Origin of the sequence: Pseudomonas sp. 2822-15 (genome assembly GCF_002742515.1) — a bacterium.
GTDB classification, from domain to species: Bacteria; Pseudomonadota; Gammaproteobacteria; order Pseudomonadales; family Pseudomonadaceae; genus Aquipseudomonas; species Aquipseudomonas salomonii.
Map to the genome: position 1 here is coordinate 605,509 of NZ_LJRY01000187.1, position 25,610 is coordinate 631,118.

18 protein-coding genes are annotated in these 25,610 nt (G+C 61.0%); 3 read left to right on the plus strand and 15 right to left on the minus strand.

The genetic code is table 11. The annotated features are described in order from the left end of the window. Nucleotides 1-17: 17 nt before the first annotated feature. The 10 genes from yccS to betI all read right to left on the minus strand — a co-directional run bounded on the left by yccS (nt 18) and on the right by betI (nt 14,815). Entirely contained in the window at nt 18-2,201 is a 2,184-nt protein-coding gene (yccS, locus tag AOA59_RS17665) for a YccS family putative transporter (protein WP_099488497.1), read from the minus strand. Nucleotides 2,202-2,435: 234 nt separating this feature from the next. After that, nucleotides 2,436-3,614: an NAD(P)/FAD-dependent oxidoreductase gene (locus AOA59_RS17670; protein ID WP_099488499.1), complete on the minus strand. Its 1,179-nt coding sequence runs from the start codon at nt 3,612-3,614 to the stop codon at nt 2,436-2,438. Nucleotides 3,615-3,745: 131 nt separating this feature from the next. Beyond that, nucleotides 3,746-5,083 carry an ATP-dependent RNA helicase DbpA gene (gene dbpA / locus AOA59_RS17680; RefSeq protein WP_232626477.1) on the minus strand — a complete coding sequence of 446 codons (1,338 nt, stop codon included), beginning with the start codon at nt 5,081-5,083 and terminating at the stop codon, nt 3,746-3,748. 130 nt (nt 5,084-5,213) lie between these two features. Continuing rightward, complete coding sequence (mdtD, locus tag AOA59_RS17685) at nt 5,214-6,641, minus strand: multidrug transporter subunit MdtD (protein ID WP_065929465.1); 1,428 nt, start codon at nt 6,639-6,641, stop codon at nt 5,214-5,216. 36 nt (nt 6,642-6,677) lie between these two features. Further along, the gene (locus AOA59_RS17690) at nt 6,678-7,568 is read right to left on the minus strand and encodes an alpha/beta fold hydrolase (RefSeq protein ID WP_099488501.1); all 891 of its coding nucleotides are present in this window, start codon (nt 7,566-7,568) and stop codon (nt 6,678-6,680) included. A 299-nt stretch (nt 7,569-7,867) separates the two neighbouring features. Then, nucleotides 7,868-9,184: a TldD/PmbA family protein gene (locus AOA59_RS17695; RefSeq protein ID WP_099488502.1), complete on the minus strand. Its 1,317-nt coding sequence runs from the start codon at nt 9,182-9,184 to the stop codon at nt 7,868-7,870. Beyond that, nucleotides 9,184-10,626, minus strand: coding sequence for a TldD/PmbA family protein (locus tag AOA59_RS17700; RefSeq protein WP_099488504.1), 1,443 nt, complete (start codon nt 10,624-10,626; stop codon nt 9,184-9,186). The genes AOA59_RS17695 and AOA59_RS17700 overlap by 1 nt, the downstream gene beginning before the upstream one ends. Nucleotides 10,627-10,791: 165 nt before the next feature. Next, nucleotides 10,792-12,495, minus strand: a complete 1,704-nt coding sequence (gene betA, locus AOA59_RS17705) for a choline dehydrogenase (RefSeq protein WP_065929461.1) — start codon at nt 12,493-12,495, stop codon at nt 10,792-10,794. A gap of 144 nt (nt 12,496-12,639) precedes the next feature. Continuing rightward, complete coding sequence (gene betB, locus AOA59_RS17710) at nt 12,640-14,112, minus strand: betaine-aldehyde dehydrogenase (protein ID WP_099488505.1); 1,473 nt, start codon at nt 14,110-14,112, stop codon at nt 12,640-12,642. A 109-nt stretch (nt 14,113-14,221) separates the two neighbouring features. Next, nucleotides 14,222-14,815, minus strand: coding sequence for a transcriptional regulator BetI (gene betI, locus AOA59_RS17715; RefSeq protein ID WP_065929460.1), 594 nt, complete (start codon nt 14,813-14,815; stop codon nt 14,222-14,224). 391 nt (nt 14,816-15,206) lie between these two features. Between betI and AOA59_RS17720 the strand changes: the two genes are divergently transcribed. Beyond that, nucleotides 15,207-17,141 carry a BCCT family transporter gene (locus AOA59_RS17720; protein WP_256593064.1) on the plus strand — a complete coding sequence of 645 codons (1,935 nt, stop codon included), beginning with the start codon at nt 15,207-15,209 and terminating at the stop codon, nt 17,139-17,141. A gap of 134 nt (nt 17,142-17,275) precedes the next feature. Here the strand turns inward: AOA59_RS17720 and choV are convergent, their stop codons facing one another. The 3 genes from choV to AOA59_RS17735 form a co-directional block, all read right to left on the minus strand. Continuing rightward, on the minus strand, nt 17,276-18,454 hold the full coding sequence (choV, locus tag AOA59_RS17725) for a choline ABC transporter ATP-binding protein (RefSeq protein WP_017139375.1): 1,179 nt from the start codon (nt 18,452-18,454) through the stop codon (nt 17,276-17,278). Continuing rightward, on the minus strand, nt 18,451-19,296 hold the full coding sequence (gene choW / locus AOA59_RS17730; RefSeq protein WP_017139374.1) for a choline ABC transporter permease subunit: 846 nt from the start codon (nt 19,294-19,296) through the stop codon (nt 18,451-18,453). Before choW ends, choV begins: the two co-directional genes overlap by 4 nt. Nucleotides 19,297-19,376: 80 nt before the next feature. Beyond that, entirely contained in the window at nt 19,377-20,324 is a 948-nt protein-coding gene (locus AOA59_RS17735) for a choline ABC transporter substrate-binding protein (RefSeq protein ID WP_068931290.1), read from the minus strand. Between the two features lie 406 nt (nt 20,325-20,730). Here AOA59_RS17735 and AOA59_RS17740 point away from each other — a divergent pair, with 406 nt between their 5' ends. Continuing rightward, nucleotides 20,731-22,107 carry an L-serine ammonia-lyase gene (locus AOA59_RS17740; protein ID WP_065929457.1) on the plus strand — a complete coding sequence of 459 codons (1,377 nt, stop codon included), beginning with the start codon at nt 20,731-20,733 and terminating at the stop codon, nt 22,105-22,107. A 502-nt stretch (nt 22,108-22,609) separates the two neighbouring features. Next, nucleotides 22,610-23,713 (plus strand): GlxA family transcriptional regulator, encoded by a 1,104-nt coding sequence (locus tag AOA59_RS17745; RefSeq protein WP_065929456.1) that lies wholly within the window; start codon nt 22,610-22,612, stop codon nt 23,711-23,713. A gap of 88 nt (nt 23,714-23,801) precedes the next feature. Here AOA59_RS17745 and AOA59_RS17750 read toward each other — a convergent pair whose 3' ends face one another. Further along, a complete protein-coding gene (locus AOA59_RS17750; protein WP_017139371.1) occupies nt 23,802-24,065 on the minus strand; it encodes a hypothetical protein in 264 nt (87 codons plus the stop codon). Between the two features lie 376 nt (nt 24,066-24,441). After that, on the minus strand, nt 24,442-25,602 hold the full coding sequence (locus tag AOA59_RS17755) for a gamma-butyrobetaine dioxygenase (RefSeq protein ID WP_099488509.1): 1,161 nt from the start codon (nt 25,600-25,602) through the stop codon (nt 24,442-24,444). Nucleotides 25,603-25,610 lie beyond the last annotated feature (8 nt).

Below are 25,610 nucleotides of genomic sequence, written 5' to 3' on the forward strand. Positions count from 1 at the left end.
CTGCCTGCGATGGCGGTCTACGCCGCGCTGGTGTCTTTGATCAGATGCGCCGCCAGCGTGCGCAACGGCCCTAACTGGCGGCAAATCAACGCCAGTTGCGTCTGCACCAAGCGCTGCCCCTCATCAATCTCATCGGGCATCTGCTCCAGGTCCGCCGCCAACGCTTCCTCGGCATCACTCTGAATCGCGATCGGCTGCTTGTTGGCCAGCCCCGTAGCGATTTCGTCGATACTCGCCGCTAGGCTGTTCCCGGCGCCGTCGATCAGATGTTCACGCACGTCGGCCGGTAATTGAGTTTCCCGATGGGCACCCAGCCCGGAAAGGTAGCTGAGCAAGGTGTGCGACAACACCAGAAAGCGGAAACCCACATCGGCCTCCTTACGGAAATGCCCAGGTTCCATGAGCATATTCGCCAGCGTGGTGGACAGCGCCGCATCGGCGTTGTGCGCATTGCGCCGCGCCAGCCGGTAGGCCAGGTCGTCGCTCTTGCCAGCGGCGTATTGCTGCATGATCTGGCGCAGGTAAATGCTGTTGCAGGTCAGGGTGTTGGCCAGCACCTTGTTCAGACGCCGGCCTTGCCAGTCCGGCAGGAACAGGAACACCGCCAGGCCTGCAATCAAACTGCCCAGCAAGGTATCGAACAGGCGTGGCAGGAACAGCCCGTAACCGTCGCCCACTTGGTTGAAGCAGAACAGCACCATCAGGGTGATCGCCGCCGTGGCCAGGGTGTAGCGGGTGGTGCGGTTGATAAAGAACACCAGGCCTGCGGCGATGGCGAACATTGACTGCACCAGTGGGCTTGGGAACAGGTCGAACAGCGCCCAGGCCACGGTCAGGCCGATGGCGGTGCCGATGATCCGCTGGCCCAGCTTGCGCCGCGTGGCGCCGTAGTTGGGCTGGCACACGAACAGGGTGGTGAGGATGATCCAGTAACCCTGGGAGGGGTGGATGAGGTGCACCATCCAATAGCCGATACTCAGTGCCAGCGGCAGGCGCAGGGCGTGACGGAACAGCAATGACGTCGGCGTCAGTTGCGTGCGCAGGCGCGTCCACATTTCCTTGAGGTTGCGCGGGGCACGGTCCAGCAGGCTGCTGTCGGTGGCGTCGGCCAGGGAGTCGGGGTTGCTGGCATCGCCGAGCAGGCGGTCAAGGGTGGACAGGTTGGCGGCCAACGCCCGCAACGAGCGCAACAGGCCGCGCCAGGCCGGGTTGCTCTGGATGCGCAAGTGCTCCAGGGAGGCGTTCAGGTCGCCCAGGGCTTCAGCGAAGCTGTCGTCATAAATGAACGGCTGGCGCAGCTGGATTGATTCGGCCAGGGCCTGGCAGGCCTTGCCTTGCTGGCGCAACAGGCGCTGGCAGCGGAACAGCACGTCGCTGTGGAAGAAGGCTTCGGCCAGGGCGTTGTAAGGGTAGTGGGACGAGCTGGCGCGTTCGTGGATATCCTGGGCCAGAAAGTACAGCTTCAGGTAACGGCTGACTTTCGAGCCGGGGCGGCCATTGCCCACGCGGTGCAGGATGATTTCTTTGGCGGCATTCAGCGCCGCCACCACCCGGCCGTTTTGCTGGGCCAGTTCCAGGCGGCGGGCTTGCACATCCAGTTGGCGGATCGGCTCGAACAGCGACGATTTGAGCTTGAGGTAACGCCCCAGCTCGCGAAACAACCGCGCCAGGCTTTGCTGCACCGGCTGGTTGGAAAACAGCACCTGCCACAGCACCGACAGCACGCCATACCACGCCGCACCGGCCACCAGCAGCAACGGCTCATGCCAGAAGTCGGTGACGGCGCCACCGCGCTGGTCCACACCGATCATGGTGTACACCGACAGAATCAACGTCGCTGAGGCAATCGCGCCATAACGTTCGCCCAACGCACCGAGCATGGTCAGGCAGAAGCTGGCCAGGGCCAGGGCGATGGCGAAGATCCAGGGATAGGGAAACAGCAGCTCAACCGACAGCGCGGCGATGCTGAAACACACCAGCGTCACCGCCAGTGCATTCAGGCGGCCTTGCCAGCTGTCATCGGTCTCGGCCAGGGCGCTGGCGATAATCCCCAGGAACAGCGGGATCAGCAGGGTCATTTCGTTCTGATACCAGCACAGTGCCATGCTGCCGGTGAGGGCGATGAATACCCGAACGCTGTAACTGAATTTATCCAGCGCCCACAGGCGCCGCATGGACTGCTTGAACGAGGTCGATGACATGAAGTCTGGAGTCTTCCGGGACGATGCCGCTAAATTGAGCCAGTAATGACGCCACGGCAAGCGTGGCGATCACATGTAACAGCGAAATTTATTCCAGAGCCTGCATTCTAAATGTGGAATGCAATCAATGTGGGAACGGGCTTGCTCGCGAATGCGCAGTGTCAGTCAGCACATCTGATACTGATACACCGCCTTCGCGAGCAAGCCCGCTCCCACATTTTTTACCGCGTTGTGTCAGGCGTATTGCGCGGCCGCATAGCCGGAAGCCCAGGCCCACTGGAAATTAAACCCACCCAGGTGACCGGTCACATCCAACACTTCACCAATAAAGTACAGCCCTGGGCTTTTCAGCGATTCCATGGTCTTGGACGACACTTCCCGCGTGTCCACGCCACCCAGCGTCACCTCGGCCGTGCGATAGCCTTCGGTGCCCGCCGGCACCAACTGCCAGCTCGACAGCTTTTGCGCAATGTCGGCCACTTCGGCGTGGGTGTATTGCTTCATCGGCTTGGACACAAACCAGCTCTGCGCCAACAGGTTGGCCATCTTCTTGGTGAAGATCTCACCCAGCAGGGTTTTCAGCTCGCTGTTGGGGTGCTCGACCTGTTGCTGTTGTAGCCAGGTGTGCGCGTCGTGATCGGGCAGCAGGTTGATTTCCACCGTGTCGCCGGTTTCCCAGTACGACGAAATCTGCAGAATCGCCGGGCCACTGAGGCCACGGTGGGTAAACAGGATGTTCTCGCGAAAGCTCTGGTCGTTGCAGCTCACCAGGCAATCCACGGATGTACCGGACAGCTCGCCGCACAACTCCTTGAGCTGGTCGGTGATGGTAAACGGCACCAAACCTGCGCGGGTCGGCAGCAGTTCGTGGCCAAACTGCTTGGCCACCTGGTAACCAAAACCGGTGGCGCCCAGGGTCGGAATCGACAGGCCGCCCGTGGCGATCACCAGGGATTCGCAGTGCAGTTCGCCCAAGGTGGTTTGCAACTGATAGCCGCCGTCGACTTTGGCGATTTCCTCGATGGAGGTGTCCAGGTGCAGGCTCACGCCGGTCTGGATGCATTCATCGAGCAGCATGCCGAGGATGTCGCTGGACTTGTTGTCGCAAAACAGCTGGCCGAGTTTTTTCTCGTGGTAGGGCACGCCGTGCTTGGCCACCAGCCCGATGAAATCCCACTGGGTGTAGCGGGCCAGGGCCGACTTGCAGAAGTGCGCGTTGTGCGAGAGGAAGTTGGCCGGTTCGGTGTACATGTTGGTGAAATTGCAGCGGCCGCCGCCGGACATCAGGATCTTTTTGCCGGCCTTGTTGGCGTGGTCGATCAGCATCACCTTGCGCCCACGCCCGGCGGCGGTCAGTGCGCACATCAAGCCTGCGGCGCCGGCGCCAATGATCACAACTTCGGTCGAGCGCAAAACAGTTTCCTCATGTTCATCAGATCATTCCCACGCTCTGCGTGGGAATGCCGCCATGGACGCTCTGCGTCCGCTTTGTGACGCAGAGCGTCACGGGATGCGTTCCCACGCGGAGCGTGGGAACGATCAGGTCAGAGGATGCGCACGCGCAACGAGCGGCCTTTGATCTTGCCGTCATTCAAACGCTGCAACGCCTGCTTGGCGATCCCGCGCTCAACAGCCACGAACGCCTGGAAATCAAAGATCGCGATCTTGCCGACCTGAGCACCCGGAATCCCTGCGTCACCGGTCAGTGCACCAAGGATGTCGCCGGGGCGTACCTTGTCTTTACGGCCGGCGGCGATGCACAGCGTGCTCATCTGCGGCAGCAACGGGCCGCCGCTTTGCGGCTTGAGGTTGTCCAGTTGGTCCCAGTTCAGCGGCGACTTTTGCAGTTGCTCGATGGCCTGGGCGCGGTGCGCTTCGGACGGTGCCACCAGGCTGATGGCGATGCCGGTCTCACCGGCGCGACCGGTACGGCCCACGCGGTGGATGTGGATTTCCGAGTCGCGGGCCAGTTCGACGTTGATCACCATGTCCAGCGAATCAATGTCCAGGCCACGGGCGGCGACGTCGGTTGCCACCAGCACTGAAGTGCTGCGGTTGGCGAACATCGCCAGTACCTGGTCACGGTCGCGCTGTTCCAGGTCGCCATGCAGGCCGACGGCGGAGATGCCTTTGGCGGTCAGGTGATCCACGGTTTCCTGCACTTGCTGCTTGGTAAAGCAGAACGCCACGCAAGACGCCGGGCGGAAGTGCGCCAGCACCTTGGTCACCGCGTCCATGCGCTCTTCCGGCGAGATCTCGTAGAAACGCTGCTCGATCTGGTCATCGGAGTGGAAGGCTTCAGCCTTCACTTGCTGCGGCGCACGCATGAACTTGGAGGCCAGCTGCTTGATGCTCACCGGGTAGGTGGCCGAGAACAGCAGGGTCTGGCGGCGTGGCGGAGTCTTGCTGATGATGTCTTCGATGGCGTCGTAGAAGCCCATGTCGAGCATGCGGTCGGCTTCGTCGAGGATCAGCGTGTTCAGGCCGTCCAGCACCAGCGAACCTTTGCGCAGGTGCTGCTGGATACGGCCTGGCGTGCCGACGATGACGTGGGCGCCATGTTCCAGCGAGGCGATTTGCGGGCCGAGGGACACGCCGCCGCACAGGGTCAGTACCTTGATGTTGTCTTCGGCACGCGCCAGGCGACGGATTTCCTTGGCGACCTGGTCGGCCAGCTCACGGGTCGGGCACATCACCAGCGCCTGGCAGCCGAAGTAGCGCGGGTTGATCGGGTTCAACAGGCCGATGCCGAAGGCGGCGGTCTTGCCGCTGCCGGTCTTGGCTTGGGCGATGAGGTCCAGCCCCTTGAGGATCACCGGCAAGCTTTGCGCCTGGATCTGCGTCATCTCGACGTAACCCAGCGAGTCGAGGTTAGCCAGCATGGCGGCGGACAGGGGCAAAGTATTAAAAGCGGTGGCGATGGTAGTCACGGGACTGGCTCTGCAAAACAAAATGTCGCGCAGTGTACCAGCCCTGTGGGATTTTCCCTGCAAGTTCTAGACGAGAAGCCTGTTAATGCTCAAGGTCGTGCTCGCGGCTGACCACCCGTTTGCCGTCTTTTGGCGACAGTTGCAGGAAGATCGCCGCCGCCAGCATGGCCATGATGCCGACGGTAAGGAAGGTCAGTTGGAACGCGCCCAACACGCTTTCCACGCCGTCATTGCCCGCTTCGGCAGTGAAGCCGCCGAGCAAGGCACCGGCACAGGCTACGCCCAGGCTCAAGGACAATTGCGCCACCACCGAGAGCAAACTGTTGCCGCTGCTGGCCTGGGCGTCGTCCAGGTCGATCAGGGTGACGGTGTTCATCGCGGTAAATTGCAGCGAGTTGATCGCCCCCAGCACCGCCAGCATGCACAGCAGCAGCGGGTAGGGCGTGTGTTCGCTGACCAGGCCCATGCTGGCCAGCATGATGCCCAGCGCCAGGGTGTTGCCGGTGAGCACAATGCGATAGCCCAGGCGCTCGATCAGTGGCCGCGCGATGGATTTGGCAAACATCGCCGCCGCCGCCAGGGGCAGCATGCTCATCCCGGCTTCGGAGGGCGAATAACCCAGTGCCACCTGCAGCAGCAACGGCACCAGAAACGGCAGTGCGCCGCTGCCCAACCGGGCGAACAGGTTGCCGAGGATACCTACGGCAAAGGTGCGGGTTTTGAACAGTACCGGCGAGAACAGTGGGTTGTCGATATGCCCGGCACGCAGCCAGTACGCGGCCAGGCAGGCGAGCCCGCCGAACAGCAGCAACATCACCCGCAGGTGCGGCAGGTGCAGTTCGCCCAGGCCTTCCATGGCGATGGTGATCAGCACCATCGCCGCGCCAAACAGCACAAAACCCACACTGTCAAAGCGCGTGCGTTCGCTGCCGCGCAAGTCGGGGATGAGTTTCCACACGGCGTAGCAACCGACCATGCCCACAGGCAGGTTGATCAGGAAGATCCAGTGCCAGGTCAGGTATTGCACCATCCAGCCGCCCATGGTCGGGCCGAGCAGGGGGCCGAGCAGGCCGGGTATGGTGATGAAACCCATGATGCGTACGAGTTCGGAACGCGGATAGGCGCGCAAGACCACCAGCCGCCCGACCGGCAGCATCAGCGCACCGCCCAAGCCCTGGATGACCCGCGCGCCGACCAGCATGGTCAAGCTGCTCGACAAGGCGCACAGCAAGGAGCCGATGCTGAACAGCATGATCGCGCCGAAGAAGATTTTTTTGGTACCGAAGCGGTCGGCCACCCAGCCCGAAGCCGGGATCAGCAAGGCGACGGTGAGCATGTAGGCGATCACCACCCCTTGCATGCGCAGCGGGTTTTCCGCCAAGTCCCGCGCCATGGCCGGCAGGGCGGTGTTGAGAATCGTCCCGTCCAGCGACTGCATGAAGAAGGCAATCGCTACCACCCAGGGTAGCCAGCGGGCGGTCTTGGCATCGAGAGGGGCGCGATTCGGCATATGAACCCTTTTTATTAGCAGGCTATGTGTTGGCGATTATGCGCCATCCGTCGCCCCTTTTCCCACTGGCGGTTCGTCTAATTCCGACAGTGTTGCGTGCTCTCCCACCAGGAAATCCAACAGCGCACGGTGTACCGCCATGGCCGCTTCGCGCGACTCCAGGTCGAGCAGATGGCCGGTGTGTTCGGCGACCGCAAAGCTGCTGCGGCCGACATAGTCCTTGAACAACTGGGCCTCGGCCGCCGGCGTGTATTCATCCAGGGCGCCGTTGAGGAAGTGCACCGGGGTTTCGATCCGGGTCAGCGTCGGCAGGTAATTGCCATCGCCCAAGGCCAGCACCTGATGGATATGGAAACGCGCCTGGCGGTATTCGGTGGTGGCCATGTTCGACAGGTGCCGATGGTTGTTGCGCTTGAGGCGCGGCGACAGGTATTTGCCGACGGTCTCGTTGAGCAAGTGGCCGACGGCGGATTTGTCATCGGCCTCGATCAGCACGCGCACGCGCTCCACGTAGTCGAGCATGGCCTGGTTGAGATTGGGTGCCAGGGCCATCACCACCGAGCTTTCGATGGACGGCGGATTGTGGGCCAGGGTCAGCAAGGTGGAGATGCTGCCCCAAGAGGCCGACACCAGATGGTTGACCTCGAAGCGCTCCACCAGGGCGCGCAGGATTTGCACTTCGTCGTCCTTGGTCACAAGGTCGAGGTCGGTGTTGTGCTCGCGCGAATAGCCGGAGAAGGGCAGGTCGAACAGCAGCACATTAAAATGCTCCGCCAGGCATTTGCTGGTTCGCGCGAAAGAGCGGGTGGTAGACAGCGCGCCGTTGACCATCAACACGGTCTTTTTTCCCGAATCGTTTCCTAGCTGCTCAACATGAACGTTGTAGTGCTTGAACAGCTTCTCTATGACAAAACTTCCATGATTCATGTCAACGCTCCAGCTTGCCCTTCCCGGGCAAGGTCGTGCTCTCGTGGGATAGGTGGCGGGTTGCCACTAACCGTTATAACGAGGTTTTTTGCGGGCGACAACAGGCCGCACGGGGAGAAGTGTCAGATGGGATTTTGCGGTAGGAAGGGACGAAACGAGGTGTCTGAAATCAATACAAGCCTATGTGGGAGCTGGCTTGCCTGCGATGGCATCACTGCGGTGTGACTGACACACCGAGGCGACTGCATCGCAGGCAAGCCAGCTCCCACACAAGCCCGCTCCCACAGGGGGAATTGTATTTACAGCGTAAGAGTCAGGCGCTTGACCAGCGCCCCAGGCAATAGATTGGACGAGGTATTGCGCTGGCTGTACGTACTCGCCGACAGCAGCAGTTCCCGTTCCGAGGTCAGCGCCTCAAGCTGCGAACCGAGCAGGCTGTAGACACTGTCATCAAACCGCATGGTGCTCACCGGCGCCTTGATTTCACCGTCTTCGACCCAGAACGTGGCGAAGCGCGTCATGCCGGTCAGGCGTGCCGCCGGCAAGTCCGAGTAGTTCAAGTACCACAGGTTGCTGATGTACAAGCCAGTGCCCAATTGCTTGAGGATATCGGCCTGGCCCAGGTCGCCGGCGGCCATCTGCAAGGCGCTGGGCGACTCGTCGCTGCTGGCACCGTTGGTGCTCAGGCCATATTCGGCAGCGCTGCGCGAGTTGATCAGTTGGCCCTGGGCTTTACCGGCGTTGATCAGCGTGACATCGCTGCGCGGGTAGCCTTCGGTGGAAAATGCCTGGCTCAGGGAACCGCTGATCTGCTCATCGACCCTCACCAGTGGGCTCAGCGACTGCTCACCCGTGTAGAGCTTTTGCAAGCAACTGCCTTTGCTGGCGATGGCCTGGGCGGAAAACCCGCCCCAGGTGACGATGCTGAAGATTTCTTCCAGCGCCGCCGGGGCAAGGTAGGCGCGGTACTGGCCGGGAGGCAGCTTGTGCAGCGGGCGGCCAAGGAACGCCAGCTGCTCACGCGCCCGCTGGAAACGCTCAATGAACGCGGCGCTGTCCCAGGTGTGCCCGGCGTAGCTGGCCTTTACCGCTTCGCCATTGGCGTGGAACAGGCTGAAATCGAAGTTGAAACTATTGGCCTGGTGCCAACCAAACGCGCCGTCGGAGCTGGCAAAGCCACGGCTGATCGGGCCGGCAGCATAGAAGCCCACCAGGTCCACACCGTCGGCGGCCTGGCTGATATCTGCCAGCACCTGGGCCAGATCCGGCAACGGTCGCAGTTGTTCGTTGTGGTTTTGCCAGGCGTTGTGGTTCAGCAGCAGGTACGGATCCTGCGGCAACAATGGCAGGGTTTCGCGCAGTTGTTGCAGGCCATCGGCGAGGCGCTGGCGATCCAGCTCCGGCTCGCCCGCCAGGGTGATGCCGAGGTCGGCGTGGCGGCCATCGTTGATCAGCTTGAGGTTGAGGCTGGCCTGTTGCACCTGGCCGGCTTGGCGCACCTTGGCGTGGTTGAAACGCACAAACTCCGACGACTCGTCAGCGTAGCCCAGGTGAAACTGTTCCTTGTCGGTGATGGCCTGTTTGAGCCAGTTCACCAGTGCCTTGAAGTTGTTCATCAGGCATCTCCCCCGAACACGTCGATATCACTGAACACACAGGCCGGTGAGGCGTGGCCCACGCGGATCACCTGGTTGGGTTCGCCTTTGCCGCAGTTGGGCGTGCCTAACACCTGGAAGGTGCTGGCGTCGCCGACGGCGCTGAGGTTGCGCCAGAACTGCGCGGAGATGGCACGGTAGTTGGGGTTTTTGACCACACCCTTGAGTTCGCCGTTTTCGATCAACTGGCCCCACTCGCAGCCGAACTGGAATTTATTGCGCGCGTCATCAATGGACCAGGAACGGTTGGTACTCATCAGAATGCCGTGCTCGATGCCGCTGACCAGTTCGGCCTGGGTCTTGTCGCCTGCCTCGATATTGAGGTTGGCCATGCGGTCGATGGGCGGCCGATTCCAGCCGCACGCGCGGCTGTTGGCCACGCCTGGCAGGTTCGCGCGAAATTGCGACAGCGCGCCACCCAAGGGCTTGAGCAACAGGCCATCGCGGATCAGAAATTGTTTGCTGGCGGCCGTGCCGTCGTCGTCATGCCCATAGCTGGCGAGCTGTTCGGGGATGTTCGGGTCGAAGGTCACGTTGAGCAAGGGCGAGCCATATTGCAGGTGGCCGAAGTCGCTGGCTTTCACAAAACTGGTGCCGGCGTAGTTACGCTCATCGCCCAGAATGCGGTCCAGTTCCAGCGGATGGCCGATGGACTCGTGGATCTGCAGGATCATCTGGTCGGGCATCAGCAGCAGGTCGCGTGGGCCGTGGGGCGTGTTCGGCGCGAGCAGCAGTTGCAGGGCTTGGTCGGCGACCGTACGGGCGGCGCCGGCCAGGCCGAAGCGGCGGATCACGTTCGCACTGCCTTGCTGGCCGAAGTTGGTGCCGCCCAGAGTGCGGGTTTGGCTGTCGTTGCCGTCGAACGCGGTGACGCTCAGGCCCGGAAAGACGAAACGCTGGGCCTGGCGCAGCTCGGCACCGGCGCTGTTGAGGTAGATCTGTTCAACCCGCGTGGTGCCCAGGCTGACTTCCCAACTCACCAGACGCTCATCCTTAGGCACGCTGGCGGACTCATCGCCGAGCAGTTGGTAGCAATCGCTCAGGGATGGGAAGGGCTGGTCGAGGTCGGGCGACAGGTAGTCGGCCACGTCGCTGGAAACCTGCTGTTGGTGCAGGTCGAGCAGGGCGTGGGGCGAAATCTGCCGGGCTTGCTGTTCGGCGCGCTCAAGGGCGGCTTGCAGGCCGGCGAGGGAAATATCGTTGGTGGCCGCGTAGGCTTCCACGCCGTTGAGACGCACGGTGAGCATCGCGCCCTCGTCATGGCTCAGGTGTGGCGGTTCGGCGACGTTCTTGCGGACCGACAGGTACTGGCCGGATTCGCGCACGTAGCGCAGCGAGAAAAATTCGGCACGGGCGCGCAGGGCACTGAAGTGTTGTTTGAGGATGGGGTGGGCGTCGAACATCGGGACCTCCTTGAGGGCAGCGCAGTCCCAGAGGCTAGCATAGGTGATCGTTCCCACGCTCTGCGTGGGAATGCCGCCTTGGACGCTCTGCGTCCGCTTTTGAAGGTCGTGACGCAGAGCGTCACAGGATGCATTCCCACGCAGAGCGTGGGAACGATCAACGGGTTACTGCGCGGTAGGGCCGACTTCACGCATCGGCTTGCCACGCACCGGCGCATCGCCTGCCACGTAGTAATCCGCCGTGCTGCGCGGCAGCGGCTGGCGGCCACGGATCTTGTCGGCGATTTTCTCGGCGATCATGATCGTCGGCGCGTTGAGGTTGCCAGTGGTGATGATCGGCATGATCGACGCATCCACAACACGCAAGCCCTGCATGCCATGCACGCGGCCTTCGGCATCCACTACGGCCATCTCGTCGGTGCCCATTTTGCACGAGCAGGACGGGTGGAACGCAGTTTCGGCGTGCTCGCGGATGAACTTGTCCAGCTGCTCATCGGTTTGCACGTCAATACCCGGGCTGATTTCACGGCCACGGTATTGGTCGAGTGCCGGCTGCTGCATGATTTCGCGGGTCAGGCGAATGCCATCGCGGAATTCCTGCCAGTCCTGTTCGGTGGCCATGTAGTTGAAGAGGATGCTCGGGTAGTCCCGAGGGTTCTTCGACTTCAATTGCACGCGGCCACGGCTTGGCGAACGCATGGAGCCCATGTGCGCCTGGAAACCGTGCTCTTTCACACCGTTGCTGCCGTTGTAGTTAATCGCGACCGGCAGGAAGTGGTACTGGATGTTCGGCCAATCGAAGTCTTCACGGGTGCGGATAAAACCGCCCGCTTCGAACTGGTTGCTGGCGCCGATGCCGGTGCCGTTGAACAGCCATTCGGCACCGATAGCCGGTTGGTTGTACCAGAGCAGCGACGGGTACAGCGACACTGGCTGGGTGCAGGCGTATTGCAGGTACAGCTCAAGGTGGTCCTGCAGGTTTTCGCCGACGCCGGGCAGGTCGTGGACCACCGGGATGTCGAGGCTTTCCAGCAGTTTGGCCGGGCCCACACCGGAGCGTTGCAGCAGTTGCGGCGAAGCGATGGCGCCGCTGCACACCAGTACTTCTTTACGCGCACGGGCTTCAACGCGCTCTTCGGCCGCGCCGATCAGGTAACGCACGCCCACGGCACGCTTGCCTTCAAACAACACTTTGTCGGTAAGGGCGTGGGTGACGATGGTCAGGGTCGAGCGCTTCTTGGCCGTGTCCAGGTAACCGCGTGCGGTGCTGGCGCGACGGCCTTTAGGCGTGACGGTACGGTCCATCGGGCCGAAGCCTTCTTGCTGGTAGCCGTTCAAGTCGTCGGTACGCGGGTAACCGGCCTGTACGCCGGCTTCAACCATGGCGTGGAACAGCGGGTTGTTGCCGGCTTTCGGCGTGGTCACGCTGACCGGGCCGTCGCCACCGTGGTAGTCGTTGGGGCCGATGTCGCGGGTTTCGGCTTTACGGAAATAGGGCAGGCAGTCGAGGTAGGTCCAGTTTTCCAGACCGGGCAGTTTTGCCCAGTTGTCGTAGTCCAGGGCGTTGCCACGGATGTAGCACATGCCGTTGATCAGCGAAGAACCGCCCAGGCCTTTGCCGCGACCGCATTCCATCCGACGGCCGTCCATGTGTGGCTCTGGGTCGGTTTCGTAGGCCCAGTTGTAGCGACGGCCTTGCAGCGGGAACGCCAGCGCGGCCGGCATTTGGGTACGGAAGTCAAAACGGTAGTCCGGGCCGCCGGCTTCCAGCAGCAGGACGGTGACGCCTTCGTCTTCGGTCAGACGGGTCGCCAGGGTGTTACCGGCGGAGCCGGCACCCACAATGATGTAATCGTATTCTTGGGACATTGGATGCACCCTCTTTTGAGATGGTCAGGTCGGGCCTCATCGCAGGCAAGCCGGCTCCCACATTTGATTGGGTTCATACAGCACAAAATGTGGGAGCCGGGCTTGCCCGCGATGGCGGCCTCGCGGGCAATACAACGCTCGGATTTAGAACACCGAGGCGTAGTCGCCCAGCTCAACCTGTACCGATTTGATGCGGGTGAAGTTGTTCAGCGAGCTGATGCCGTTCTCACGGCCCACACCGGATTGCTTGTAGCCACCGACCGGCATCTTGGCGTCGGATTCGCCCCAGGCGTTGATCCAGCAGATACCCGCTTCCAGCTGATGAATCACGCGGTGGGCGCGGTTCAGGTCCTTGGTTACCAGACCTGCGGCCAGGCCGAAATCGGTGTCGTTGGCGCGGCGGATCACTTCTTCTTCGGTCTCGTAAGTGAGGATGCTCATCACTGGGCCGAAGATTTCTTCACGGACGATGGTCATCTCGTCGGTGCAGTCAGTGAACACAGTCGGAGCCACATAAGCGCCTTTGGCGAATTCGCCGTCGGTCAGACGGTCGCCGCCGCACAGTACGCGGGCGCCTTCTTCCTTACCTTTGGCGATGTAGCCGAGCACGCTTTCCATGTGGGCGAAGCTGACCAGCGGGCCGAAGTTGGTGTTTTCGTCTTGTGGGTTGCCGACGCGAATGCGCGCAACACGCTCAACGATCTTGGCTTCGAACGCCGCTTGCAGGTGGTTCGGCACGAACACGCGAGTGCCGTTGGTGCAGACCTGACCGGAGCTGTAGAAGTTGGCCATCATGGCGATGTCGGCGGCGCGATCCAGGTCGGCGTCTTCGAACACGATCAGCGGGGACTTGCCGCCCAGTTCCATGGTCACTTCCTTGAGCGAAGAGCTCGAAGCGCTGGCCATGACTTTCTTGCCGGTGTCGGTGCCGCCGGTGAACGAGACTTTCTCGATGCGCGGGTGCTCGGTCAGCCAGGTGCCGACTTCACGGCCGCTGCCGGTCAATACGTTGAACACGCCAGCCGGTACGCCGGCTTCGGTGTAGATCTCGGCCAGTTTCAGGGTGGTCAGCGAAGTGACTTCGCTTGGCTTGAAGATCATTGCGTTACCCGCCGCCAGGGCCGGTGCGGATTTCCACAGGGCGATCTGGATCGGGTAGTTCCACGCGCCGATACCGGCCACCACGCCCAGCGGCTCGCGGCGGGTATAGACGAACGAAGTGTCGCGCAACGGGATCTGCTCGCCTTCGATGGCTGGCACCAGGCCTGCGTAGTATTCCAGCACGTCGGCGCCGGTGACGATGTCGACGTATTGGGTTTCGGAGAAGGCTTTACCGGTGTCCAGGGTTTCCAGGGCGGCCAGTTCATCGTTGCGCTCGCGCAGGATGTCGACGGCACGACGCAGAATGCGCGAACGCTCCATGGCGGTCATGGCAGCCCAGATTTTCTGGCCTTTTTCGGCGCTGACCACGGCACGTTCCACGTCTTCCTTGGTGGCGCGTTGCACTTGGGCGAGAACTTCACCGTTAGCCGGGTTGATGGCTTCGAAGGTGGCATCGCTGCCAGCGTCGCTGTAGCCGCCGTCAATGTAGAGTTTTTGCAGTTCGAAACGGGCCATAAAGTCCTCGCAAGTGCATAAGTGGTTGGCGTTACCCGCCGCCAGTGGGCCATGGGGTTGTGGCAACACTGGGCGGCAGACGTTCAGGGGTTGAGCGGTTATGTGTGCTCTAACTCACCTGCTTGGCCAATTGGAAATCCATGTATTCGTAAGCGATCCGTTGCGCCTGCTCCGTGTCGAAAGCGTCTCCCGACAGGGCGCCGCGCAACCACAAACCGTCGATCAGGGCCGCCAGGCCTCTGGCTGCTTTGCGTGCGTGCGGCAGCGGCAGCACTCGGCGGAACTGGCAGCACAGGTTGGAATACAGACGTTGATCGTTGATCCGCTGCAACCTGTGCAATGACGGGTGGTGCATGCTGGCGGCCCAGAAGGCCAGCCAGGTTTTCATTGCCGGTCCGTTGACCTGGCTGGCGTCAAAGTTGCCCTCGATGATCACCCGAAGGTGGGCACGGGGGCTGTCGTCTTTCAACGCTTGCCTGCGTTCGTGGACGTTCTCGATCAGCACATTCATCAAGTACCGCATCGTTGCGGCGATCAGGCCGTTCTTGTCCTGAAAGTAGTGACTGATGATGCCGTTCGAGACGCCGGCCAAACGGGCGATCAGCGCAATGCTGGCATCGCCCATTCCAACCTGATCGATGGCCGTCAAAGTGGCTTCGATCAACTGCTGGCGGCGTATGGGTTGCATACCGACCTTGGGCATGTAGCACCTCTCCTTAGGCCTGCCGTTGGGCGATAAACGCCCCTCGGCTTGATGGCCAGTCTATTTTGTTTTGATTGAACGTTCAATCAACAAAGAATAAGATCTGCGACAAATGGTCGCTGCCTACAGATTTTTCCTACCTGTGAGCGACGTCCTCTGACACCTGCAAAAACCCTTGAAACAGGCCGAATCAGGGCCTGGCCACTGCCTCGGCGCGGCTCAAGAATTTTCGGGGTGTCTTTATAACACCCGTCCGTCGACTGCCGAAAAATCGATGTCCCGGGATAACCGTTGCCTTGTGTTTCTCTCTCGCACTGCCCGGAGCATCTGCGCCATGAGTTCTGCCTCTCTTATAAAGACCCCGCCGGAAAAGGTCAGGGTCAACGGTTGGGTGTTCTACACCTCCACCGCGCTCATTCTGTTGTTGACCGCCATTTTGATCATCGCCCCGCAGGAGGCCGGGCGCATGCTCGGCATAGCCCAGGCGTGGCTGTCGAAAAGCTTCGGCTGGTACTACATGGTGGTCATCGCTGCCTACCTGGTGTTTGTGGTCGGCCTGGCGTTTTCGTCCTACGGTAAATTGAAACTGGGCAGCAAGGACGACACCCCGGACTTCAGCTACGGCGCCTGGGCCGGCATGCTGTTCTCGTCCGGCATCGGCATCTCGCTGCTGTATTTCGGGGCTTCCGAGCCGTTGGATCACTACTTCAACCCGCCCGAAGGCGTCGCCGCCAGCAATGGCGCAGCCCGCCAGGCGTTGCAGTTGACGTTCCTGCACTGGGGCCTGCACGGCTGGGCGATTTATGCGCTGGTCGGCCTGGCCGTGGCGTACTTCGCGTACCGTCATAACCAGCCGCTGGCGTTGCGTTCGGCACTGTACCCGCTGGTGGGCGAGCGTTGGGTCAAAGGCGCAGCCGGCCACGCGGTGGACGGTTTTGGCATGTTCGTGACCCTGCTGGGCCTGGTGACGAACCTGGGGATTGGTTCGATGCAGGTGTCGTCGGGCCTTGAAAACCTGTTCGGCATGCAACACAGCAACACCAACCTGCTGATCGTGATCATCGTGATGAGCACCGTGGCGACCATCGCCGCCGTGTCGGGTGTGGAAAACGGCATTCGCCGCCTGTCCAACCTCAACATCGTGTTGTTCAGCGGCTTGCTGATCTTTGTGCTGTTGTTTGGCCCGACCCTGCACCTGCTCAATGGCCTGGTGCAGAACACCGGTGACTACCTCAACGGCATCATCCTGAAAACATTCGACCTGTATGTGTACGAAGGCGATGCCGACAAGACCGAGCGCTGGATGGGCCTGTGGACCCTGTTCTACTGGGCCTGGTGGATTTCCTGGGCGCCATTTGTCGGCATGTTCATCGCGCGTATTTCCCGTGGTCGTACGGTGCGTGAGCTGGTGGCCGGCGTGCTGCTGATCCCGCTGGGCTTCACCCTGGCGTGGTTGTCGATCTTCGGTAACTCGGCGCTGGACCTGGTGTTGAACCATGGTGCGGTCGAGTTGGGCAAGACGGCGCTGGAACAACCGTCGATGGCCATCTACCAACTGCTTGAGCATTACCCGGCGTCGAAAATCGTCATCGGTGTGTCGATTTTCGTGGGCTTTGTGCTGTTCCTGACCCCGGCGGATTCCGGCGCGGTGATGATGGCCAACCTGTCCTGCAAGGGCGGCAATGTGGATGAAGATGCGCCGCACTGGTTGCGGATCTTCTGGTCGGCGGTGATCACTCTGGTGACCATCGGCCTGCTGTTCGCGGGTAACTTCGAAGCCATGCAAACCATGGTGGTGCTGGCGGGGCTGCCGTTCTCGGTGGTGCTGATTCTGTTTATGTTCGGTTTGCACAAGGCGATGCGCCAGGATGTGGCCATCGAACAGGAGCAGGCGCAATTGGCCGAACGTGGTCGTCGTGGTTTCAGCGAGCGTTTGACCGCCCTGGACCTGCAACCGAGTCAGGGCACTGTGCAGCGCTTTATGGACAAGCACGTTACGCCGGCGTTGGAAGAGGCGGCGGCAACCTTGCGTGAGCAAGGGCTGGAGGTGCAGACGCTGCTGGGTAAATCCAAGCGCTGCATCGGTGTGCGTATCGAGATGGAAGAGGGCAACCCGTTTGTCTATGAAGTGAGCCTGGATGCTTACTCTTCGGCACCGAGCGACCTGCCCGAAGAAGAGCGCACCCGCTACTACCGGGCCGAGGTCTACCTGCACAACGGACCTCAGGAATATGACCTGATGGGCTTCGCCCAGGAGCAGATCACCCGGGACGTGCTCGATCAGTTTGAAAGCCATCGGCAGCTCCTTGGCCGTGTCTATAGCTGATGGTTGAGCTTGAATGATCGTTCCCACGCTCCGCGTGGGAATGCATCCTGTGACGCTCCGCGTCACGACTTCAAGAGCGGACGCAGAGCGTCCAGGGCGGCATTCCCACGCGGAGCGTGGGAACGATCAGGCGACTAACCCAGGTTCTTGCCCAGCAGGGCATGGTACAGCTCGCTATCCCCCAGAATCCCCACCACCTGGTTGTTGTTATGCAACACCAGCTTGTTCCCCGTGTGATACCGGATCTGCAACGCATCGCGCATGCCGATATTGGAATCCACCAGCGTCGGTACCCGGCCCAAACCTTCCACCGGTTGCCCCGGCGCCCAGTTCTGCAGGTTCAACGGCGTGCCGTTCTGGCGTGCGCCCTTGATCACATTGCCTTCGGCCAGGTCCAGCCACGAATCGCCGCCCGGGTCCAGGCTGATGGAGCCGTTGACGTGGGTGCAGTTCTCTACGGTGCGCATCAGGCTGCGGCCGCACAGCACGTTCAGCGGGTTGGTATGGGCGACGAAGGTGCGCACATAGTCATCCGCCGGGTTCAGTACGATCTCTTCCGGCACGCTGTACTGGATGATCTTGCCGTCTTTCATGATCGCGATGCGGCTGCCGAGTTTCAGTGCCTCATCCAGGTCGTGGCTCACGAACACGATGGTCTTGCTCAGCTTGCGTTGCAGCTCCAGCAATTCATCTTGCAGGCCTTGGCGGATCAGCGGGTCGAGGGCCGAGAAGGGTTCGTCCATCAGCAGGATATCGGCGTCCATCGCCAGGGCGCGGGCCAGGCCGACGCGCTGCTGCATGCCGCCGGACAGCTCGTCGGGCTTCTTGTTACGCCATTGGGCCAGGCCCACCAGTTCGAGTTTTTCATCCACCAGCGCACGCCGTTCTTTCTCCGGGCGGCCCTGCATCTCCAAGCCAAAGCTGATGTTCTCGCGCACCGTCAGCCACGGCATCAACGCGAACTTCTGGAACACCATGGCGATACGCTTGGTGCGCATCATTTTCAGCTCGGCCGGTGTGCACGAAGCGATGTCGATCTGGCGACCTTCATGCTCCACAAACAGTTGGCCACGGCTTACGGTGTTGAGGCCGTTGATGCAGCGCAGCAGGCTTGATTTGCCGGAGCCGGACAGGCCCATCAGCACGCAGATCTCGCCTTTTTCAATGTCCAGGCTGGCTTTTTCAACGCCGACGATCTGCCCGGTCTTTTTCAGGATCTCGTTACGGCTCATGCCCTGGTCCAGCAGCTTGAGCGCTTCGCGTGGGTCTTTGGAGAAGATCACGTCGACATTGTCGAATCGGATAATGCTCATGCATCACCCCCTACTTTGGCGTCGGGTTGTTTGCAGATGCGGTCGAGCATGATGGCCAACAATACGATTGCCAGGCCGGCTTCAAAGCCCAGGGCGATGTCGGCGGTGTTGAGTGCGTTGACCACCGGCTTGCCGAGGCCGTCGGCGCCCACCAGGGCCGCGATCACCACCATCGACAACGACAGCATGATGCATTGGGTAATGCCGGCGGCAATGCTCGGCATGGCGTGGGGCAGTTCAATGCGTGAGAGCAACTGACGGCGCGAGCAGCCAAAGGCCTTGCCCGCGTCCATCAACTCTTGCGGTACATCGCGGATACCCAGGTAGGTCAGGCGGATAGGCGCGGCAATCGCGAACACCACCGTGGAGATCAAGCCAGGCACCACACCCAGCCCGAAGAGGGTCAGGGTTGGGATGAGGTAGACGAAGGTCGGCACGGTCTGCATCAGATCGAGCACCGGCCGCATCATGGTGTAGAACAGCGGTTTGTGCGCGGCAACAATGCCCAGCGGCACACCGATGACCACGCAGACCAGGGTGGCGAACAACACCTGGGCGAGGGTTTCCATGGTTTCCTGCCAGTACCCCAGGTTGAGGATCAGCAGGAAGGAGGCGATGACAAAAACGGTCAGGCCCCATTTGCGTTGAATAAAGTGAGCCAGCAGCGCAATCAGACCGATCAATGCCAGCGGATTGAACCAGGTCAGCGCGAACGTCACGCCGTGGATCATCGTTTCCAGGGTCGATGCGATTGCGTCGAAATAGTTGGCACCATGTTTGGTCAACCATTCGACGAAGGCAGCGATGTACTGGCCTAGTGGGATTTTCTGTTCAGTCAGCATGGTAGTGAATGTCCACATGCGAAGGGGAAAACATCCCAGGCCAGCGCACCGGCCTGGGGTCAGCGATGTTGCCGGGTTAATTATTTGGCGAGGTAAGCTTTAACGGCGTCCAGCCCTGGTTTGCCATCAATGGTGGTGACACCGGCAAGCCAGGTGTCGAGTACTTGTGGGTTGGATTTGAGCCAGGCTTTGGCGGCTACATCCGGTTTTTGTTTGTCGTCCAGGACTTTACCCATCAGGGTGCTTTCCATGTTCAGGGTGAACGACAGGTTTTTCAGCAACTGACCGACGTTGCTGCATTCCTGGGTGTAGCCCTTGCGAACGTTGGTGTAGATGGTGGCCTGGCCATAGTTGGGGCCGAACGAATCGTCACCGCCGGTCAGGTACTTCATCTTGAAGCGGGTGTTCATCGGGTGTGGTTCCCAACCGAGGAACACGATGGCCTGGTCGCGTTTGGTGGCGCGTTCCACTTGCGAGAGCATCCCGGCTTCGCTGGACTCCACCACTTTGAAACCGGCGGTTTTCAGGCCGAAGGCGTCTTTGTCGATCAGGGTCTGGATGGTGCGGTTGCCGTCGTTACCCGGCTCGATGCCGTAGATTTTGCCGCCCAGCTCATCCTTGAATTTGGCGATATCGGCGAAGTCTTTCAGGCCCTTGTTATACAGCGCCTCGGGTACGGCCAGGGTGTATTTGGCGTTCTCCAGGTTGGCGCGCACGGTTTCCACGGTGCCGGCATCACGGTACTGCTTGATGTCGTTTTCCATGGTCGGCATCCAGTTGCCGAGGAAGATGTCCATGTTCTTGCCGTCGGCCAGCGACTTGTAGGTCACCGGCACTGAAATCATCGTGGTACGTGGCTTGTAGCCCAAGCCTTTGAGGATTTCACTGGTGGTTGCGGTGGTGACGGTGATGTCGGTCCAGCCGACATCGGAGAAATTGACGGTCTGACATTGTGCCGGTTCTGCAGCGTGCGCCAGGGCTGGCAGACTCAACATGGCGGCCAACAACAACGAGGGTGAACCTTTCATCTGGGTAGACTCCTGTGTCTTTTTTCTGACGGCTTGTGCCGCGCTTTATAAGTGTTGCGGTTGGGGCGTGCTTCAAGCTGACGGCACGATGCCTTGCAAACGAGTCGAGACTGATCATGTACCAGTGAAAATCTGACGCCTACAGGGGGCGTCGTATCCAGTACAGGGATGGTCGTATCCAGTGTCGGTGACGTCGCTTACAGATTTTTTCAACGGCAAAACTGCATTTTTTGCCGCTCTGCACCGCTAAAAACGGCCAAAACGCCCGTTCGCGCGAGGGCGGCGCTGCTGAGCATGGTCACGTCGGTGTGAGACGCCGTGAGGGGCAACAAAAGCTTGATGATGCCGCTATTCGGGCGAGTTCAGCGTAGCAGGTCGCCCGTGCCCATCGAGGAGTTTCACGGCAATGGCTATCAGCGTTTTCGACCTGTTCAAGATCGGCATCGGGCCTTCGAGTTCTCACACCGTCGGCCCCATGCGCGCCGCGGCGTTGTTCGTTCAGCACTTGCGTGAACGTGGAATGTTGGAACAAGTACGTCGCGTCGAAGTTCAGCTCTACGGCTCGTTGTCGGCCACCGGCATCGGCCACGGCAGCGACACCGCTACCATCATGGGCTTGATGGGCGAATGGCCGGACGCAATTGACCCGTCGCAGATCGGCCTGCGTATTCACACCCTGCGCGAGACCGACACCTTGTTGCTCGACGGGCGTTTGCCGGTGCCCTTTATCTGGGCGCGCGACATGCGCCTGCTCGATGAAAACCTGCCCTTCCACCCCAACGCCATGACCCTGGTGGTGTTTGGTGATGACGGCGAGCTGCACCGCGACACCTACTATTCAGTCGGCGGCGGTTTTGTGGTGGATGAGGCCCAGGCGCAGAGCGGCGTGGCGGACATGGACCGCACCGAGTTGCCCTATGATTTCTCCAGCGCGGTGGAGCTGTTGCAGCTGTGCAAGACCCACAACCTGCGCGTTGCCGAATTGATGCTGGCCAACGAAAAAACCTGGCGCAGCGAAGAAGAAATCCGCAGCGGCCTGATGAAGCTCTGGCGCGCCATGCAGGACTGCGTGGAGCAGGGCCTCAAGCACGAAGGCATCCTGCCCGGCGGCCTGAATGTGCGACGTCGCGCGGCCAAGCTGCACCGCAGTTTGCAGGAGCTGGGCAAACCGAATGTGATCGGCTCAACCTTGAGCGCCATGGAATGGGTCAACCTGTTCGCCCTGGCGGTCAATGAAGAAAACGCCGCCGGTGGGCGCATGGTCACCGCCCCCACCAATGGCGCGGCGGGGATTATTCCGGCGGTGCTGCACTACTTTATGAAGTTCAGCGAAGAGGTCACCGAAGCCAACGTGGTCGACTATTTGCTGGGCGCTGCGGCGGTGGGGATTCTGTGCAAGAAAAACGCCTCGATCTCCGGCGCCGAAGTCGGCTGCCAGGGCGAAGTCGGTTCTGCTTGCGCCATGGCGGCTGCCGGACTGGCCGAGATCCTCGGCGCCACGCCGGAGCAACTGTGCAACGCCGCTGAAATCGGCCTGGAACATAACCTCGGCCTGACCTGCGACCCGGTGGGCGGGCTGGTGCAAGTGCCGTGCATTGAGCGCAACGCGATTGCGGCGGTGAAGGCGATCAACGCGGCGCAGATGGCGCTGCGCGGTGATGGCCAGCACTTTATTTCCCTGGACCGGGTGATCCGCACCATGCGCGATACCGGCGCGGATATGCATGACAAGTACAAAGAGACATCGCGAGGGGGCTTGGCGGTCAGCGCAGTAGAGTGTTGATTCAGTAATGCCGCCATCGCAGGCAAGCCAGCTCCCACATTTGGAATGCATTCCCCTGTGGGAGCTGGCTTGCCTGCGATGGCGATAGTTGCAGCACCACTGCTCATAAAGTGAACACCCGAACCCAAACGCGCCACCTTTTAGCGCGTCGCAAATAGATAAGTAGCTTGCGAACGATCCCGCGCCTTCCCACCCGTCACCCGTGCGTGCGGTGACAGACCTTTCCCACACCCGCAAAGCGCCTTCCCACAAGTGCTACCGATCTGCTCACACCCCTTGAGCAGGGCCGGTCTGACGTCCATTTCCGGCCATATCCCGCACTCCCTGCGCGGGCTTATATAGACGCGTCATCAGGTCGTTTTTAGGATTTATTGGACGGCCATTCAATTTTAGGCATGGCATTTGCTCTATCCATTCAAAGCCTCTCTCCTTGCTGGAGACGAACGCAATAACAAGAGCCTCGCCTGAGGCCATCACCCGCTTTGTGTGAGGAGATACCGCGATGACGTCGTTCAACTCCGGGGCCCAACCCCAGAACCGTGCGCCTCAATCCATCGGCTTTTTGCTGCTGGACAATTTCACGCTGATTTCCCTGGCTTCGGCAGTGGAACCGCTGCGCATGGCCAACCAGCTGTCCGGCCGCGAGCTGTATCGCTGGACAACCCTGAGTGTCGACGGCAACCAGGTCTGGGCCAGCGACGGTCTGCAAATCACCCCCGATGCCTCCATGCACAAAGCTGCGGCCCTGGACACTGTGATTGTGTGCGGCGGCGTGGGCATCCAGCGCACCGTGACCCGTGAACATGTGTCGTGGCTGCAAAGCCAGGCGCGCCAATCGCGCCGCCTTGGCGCGGTCTGCACCGGCAGTTGGGCCTTGGCCTGCGCCGGGTTGCTCGACGGCTTTGATTGCAGCGTGCACTGGGAATGCCTGGCCTCGATGCAGGAAGCCTTCCCGCGCGTGGCCATGAGCACGCGCCTGTTCACCCTCGACCGTAACCGCTTCACCAGCTCGGGCGGCACCGCGCCGCTGGACATGATGCTGCACCTGATCAGCCGTGACCACGGCCGTGAATTGTCGGCCGCCATCTCCGAGATGTTTGTGTACGAACGCATCCGCAACGAACAGGATCACCAGCGTGTGCCGCTCAAGCACATGCTCGGCACCAACCAGCCGAAACTGCAGGAAATCGTCGCGCTGATGGAAGCCAACCTCGAAGAGCCGATCGACCTGGATGAGCTGGCGGTGTATGTCGCCGTGTCGCGCCGCCAACTGGAGCGGCTGTTCCAGAAATACCTGCACTGCTCACCGTCGCGCTACTACCTCAAGTTGCGCCTGATCCGTGCACGGCAGTTGCTCAAGCAAACGCCGATGTCGATCATCGAAGTGGCGTCGGTGTGCGGGTTTGTGTCCACGCCGCACTTCTCCAAGTGCTACCGCGAATACTTCGGCATTCCGCCACGGGATGAGCGCGTAGGTTCCAACACCACCCAGCAAGTGGCGATGATGCCGATTCCGCAGGCGCTGGTGCTGTCACCGTTGTCGGGGCCGATGTCGGCGTTGAGCCAGGCGCGTAATGAGTCGACGTTTGCGAGTGTAAGGCTCTAGACCGAGTCGCCTTCATCGCAGGCAAGCCAGCTCCCACAGGGGAATGCATTCCAAATGTGGGAGCTGGCTTGCCTGCGATAGCGATCTATCAGGCACCAGAGCTTTGCTTGAACTGCACCAAAGCCGGCAACAACTGCTTGTCGATCGCCTGGCGCACCGCCGGCAAGATCGTCGCGCTGCCGGTGTACATCTGCTCCACCATGCCCTTGAGCGCCTTGGCCCGCGCAGCGCTCAAACCGCGTACCGCACATTCGCAAGCCTGTTCGGCGCTGGCGCCGCTGGATACCTCGAAACCCAGCGAGCGCAGTTGGCTCAGCAGGTCATCCTGGTCTATCAAGTCCGCGTGCATCATGACGTTTATCCTGGTGTAGGGAGCGGGATTGAATGGGATTCTGGTAGGCCCTCGGCCGGTCGGCAAGGGCAGAATCGGCGAATGGCTCAGATGGCTATGAACAGGTCGTTTTCGGGTCATTTACCGATAGCAACAATAGGCACACTGGAGGCCAGGCACGCACCTTGACGGTTTGGTCACCCTCGGGATGTCACGCTCACACCAAGCACTCTGCCCCGATCCAGTCACGGCTGGCCCGGGGCTTTTTTTGGCTGGGGTTTGTGGTGGATATGCCGGCCTCTTCGCGAGCAAGCCCGCTCCCACACTTGACCTGGTTTTACCTTTGAAATGGGGTCAAATGTGGGAGCTGGCTTGCCTGCGATGGCCGCACCTCGGTCTACCTCTGCAACACCAATATCCGGGACAACAACTCATCCCGATCAATGTAACAACCCTGAAAATGCCGCGCCCCCGAAGCCGGGTCAAACGCATTACGCGCATGCAAGGTGCGGCGGTTATCAAAGCACCACAACTCCCCCGGATTCAGGCGTTTGACCAGCCGGAAACGATCCTCGCGCGTCATCGCGATAAAGCGCCGATACGCCCGGTACAACAATGGCATCTGCTCCACGCTGGCCTCAAACGGCCCACGCAAAAAGTTGGCCATGCGAATCTCTGCCACATCACCCAAGGCGTCCAGCGCAATAATCGGTGCCAGGCGGCGGTAGTCGCTGTGCCGGTCTTTATTGCGAAACTCCACCGGGATTTCACACAGTGCGCGAAACGCCTCGGGGTCTTCGCTGCGCAGCGCCTGGGCGATGGCAAAACCATCGACAAAAATGCTCTCGCCACCGTCGGCGTCGTTCACCAGGCAATGCAAAAATTGCAGCCCGGGTTGCAGCTCCCGTGTCGGCAAATCACTGTGCAGCGGCAGGTTGAAAGCGGTGTAGGCGTTACTGTCGGCATCGGCCTTGGATTGCACGTTGAACAGTACGCCGAAGTTGCTCTCGCGAATAAATGAAATGCGCTTGGCGACCAGTGCAAGAGAGCCGGGCTCGGTGGGTACGCCACGGATTTGCGTAAGGCCACCGTCGCGCAAGGCCAGCAGCCATTGCAGCAGGGCTTTGGGGTCTTCCATCACCGTCGCATAGTCGAAGACGGGCAGCGCGAAGGTGCTGTGCCACAGGTGCGACTGGGGTTTGGCTGCGCGGCGTTCGGCGCGTGATTGATCGTCATAGGCGTGGGCGCGCAACCAGCCTGGGTCGTACTGGCTGCGATGGCCGCCGTGCCATTCCACGCACAGAAAACCTTGATCGATGTACGCGCTGACTGCGCGCAGATGCTCGTCCACATCGACAATTTCCAGCACCTGCTCACGGGTCACGCTGTACACGCATTCGCTGCAAGGGCAGTTGTCCCGCAGCCACTGATGATGGAACGGGCTGACCCGCCCATCGGCCCACTGCACGCGAATCTGATCGTCCAGCACCTGCGCCTCGGCAAGGTCGCAGATCTTCGGGTAAGTACGGAAATCGGCAACAGCGGCGGCGGTTTGCATGGCGGCTC

Excerpts from the sequence above, each read along its gene's own strand:
- yccS (WP_099488497.1), bottom strand. The coding sequence starts at position 2,201 with ATGTCATCGACCTCGTTCAAGCAGTCCATGCGGCGCCTGTGGGCGCTG.
- dbpA (WP_232626477.1), bottom strand. The coding sequence starts at position 5,083 with ATGCTGGCTAACCTCGACTCGCTGGGTTACGTCGAGATGACGCAGATC.
- mdtD (WP_065929465.1), bottom strand. The coding sequence starts at position 6,641 with ATGCCGAATCGCGCCCCTCTCGATGCCAAGACCGCCCGCTGGCTACCC.
- AOA59_RS17690 (WP_099488501.1), bottom strand. The coding sequence starts at position 7,568 with ATGAATCATGGAAGTTTTGTCATAGAGAAGCTGTTCAAGCACTACAAC.
- AOA59_RS17695 (WP_099488502.1), bottom strand. The coding sequence starts at position 9,184 with ATGAACAACTTCAAGGCACTGGTGAACTGGCTCAAACAGGCCATCACC.
- AOA59_RS17700 (WP_099488504.1), bottom strand. The coding sequence starts at position 10,626 with ATGTTCGACGCCCACCCCATCCTCAAACAACACTTCAGTGCCCTGCGC.
- betA (WP_065929461.1), bottom strand. The coding sequence starts at position 12,495 with ATGTCCCAAGAATACGATTACATCATTGTGGGTGCCGGCTCCGCCGGT.
- betB (WP_099488505.1), bottom strand. The coding sequence starts at position 14,112 with ATGGCCCGTTTCGAACTGCAAAAACTCTACATTGACGGCGGCTACAGC.
- betI (WP_065929460.1), bottom strand. The coding sequence starts at position 14,815 with ATGCCCAAGGTCGGTATGCAACCCATACGCCGCCAGCAGTTGATCGAA.
- choV (WP_017139375.1), bottom strand. The coding sequence starts at position 18,454 with ATGAGCATTATCCGATTCGACAATGTCGACGTGATCTTCTCCAAAGAC.
- choW (WP_017139374.1), bottom strand. The coding sequence starts at position 19,296 with ATGCTGACTGAACAGAAAATCCCACTAGGCCAGTACATCGCTGCCTTC.
- AOA59_RS17735 (WP_068931290.1), bottom strand. The coding sequence starts at position 20,324 with ATGAAAGGTTCACCCTCGTTGTTGTTGGCCGCCATGTTGAGTCTGCCA.
- AOA59_RS17740 (WP_065929457.1), top strand. The coding sequence starts at position 20,731 with ATGGCTATCAGCGTTTTCGACCTGTTCAAGATCGGCATCGGGCCTTCG.
- AOA59_RS17745 (WP_065929456.1), top strand. The coding sequence starts at position 22,610 with ATGACGTCGTTCAACTCCGGGGCCCAACCCCAGAACCGTGCGCCTCAA.
- AOA59_RS17750 (WP_017139371.1), bottom strand. The coding sequence starts at position 24,065 with ATGATGCACGCGGACTTGATAGACCAGGATGACCTGCTGAGCCAACTG.
- AOA59_RS17755 (WP_099488509.1), bottom strand. The coding sequence starts at position 25,602 with ATGCAAACCGCCGCCGCTGTTGCCGATTTCCGTACTTACCCGAAGATC.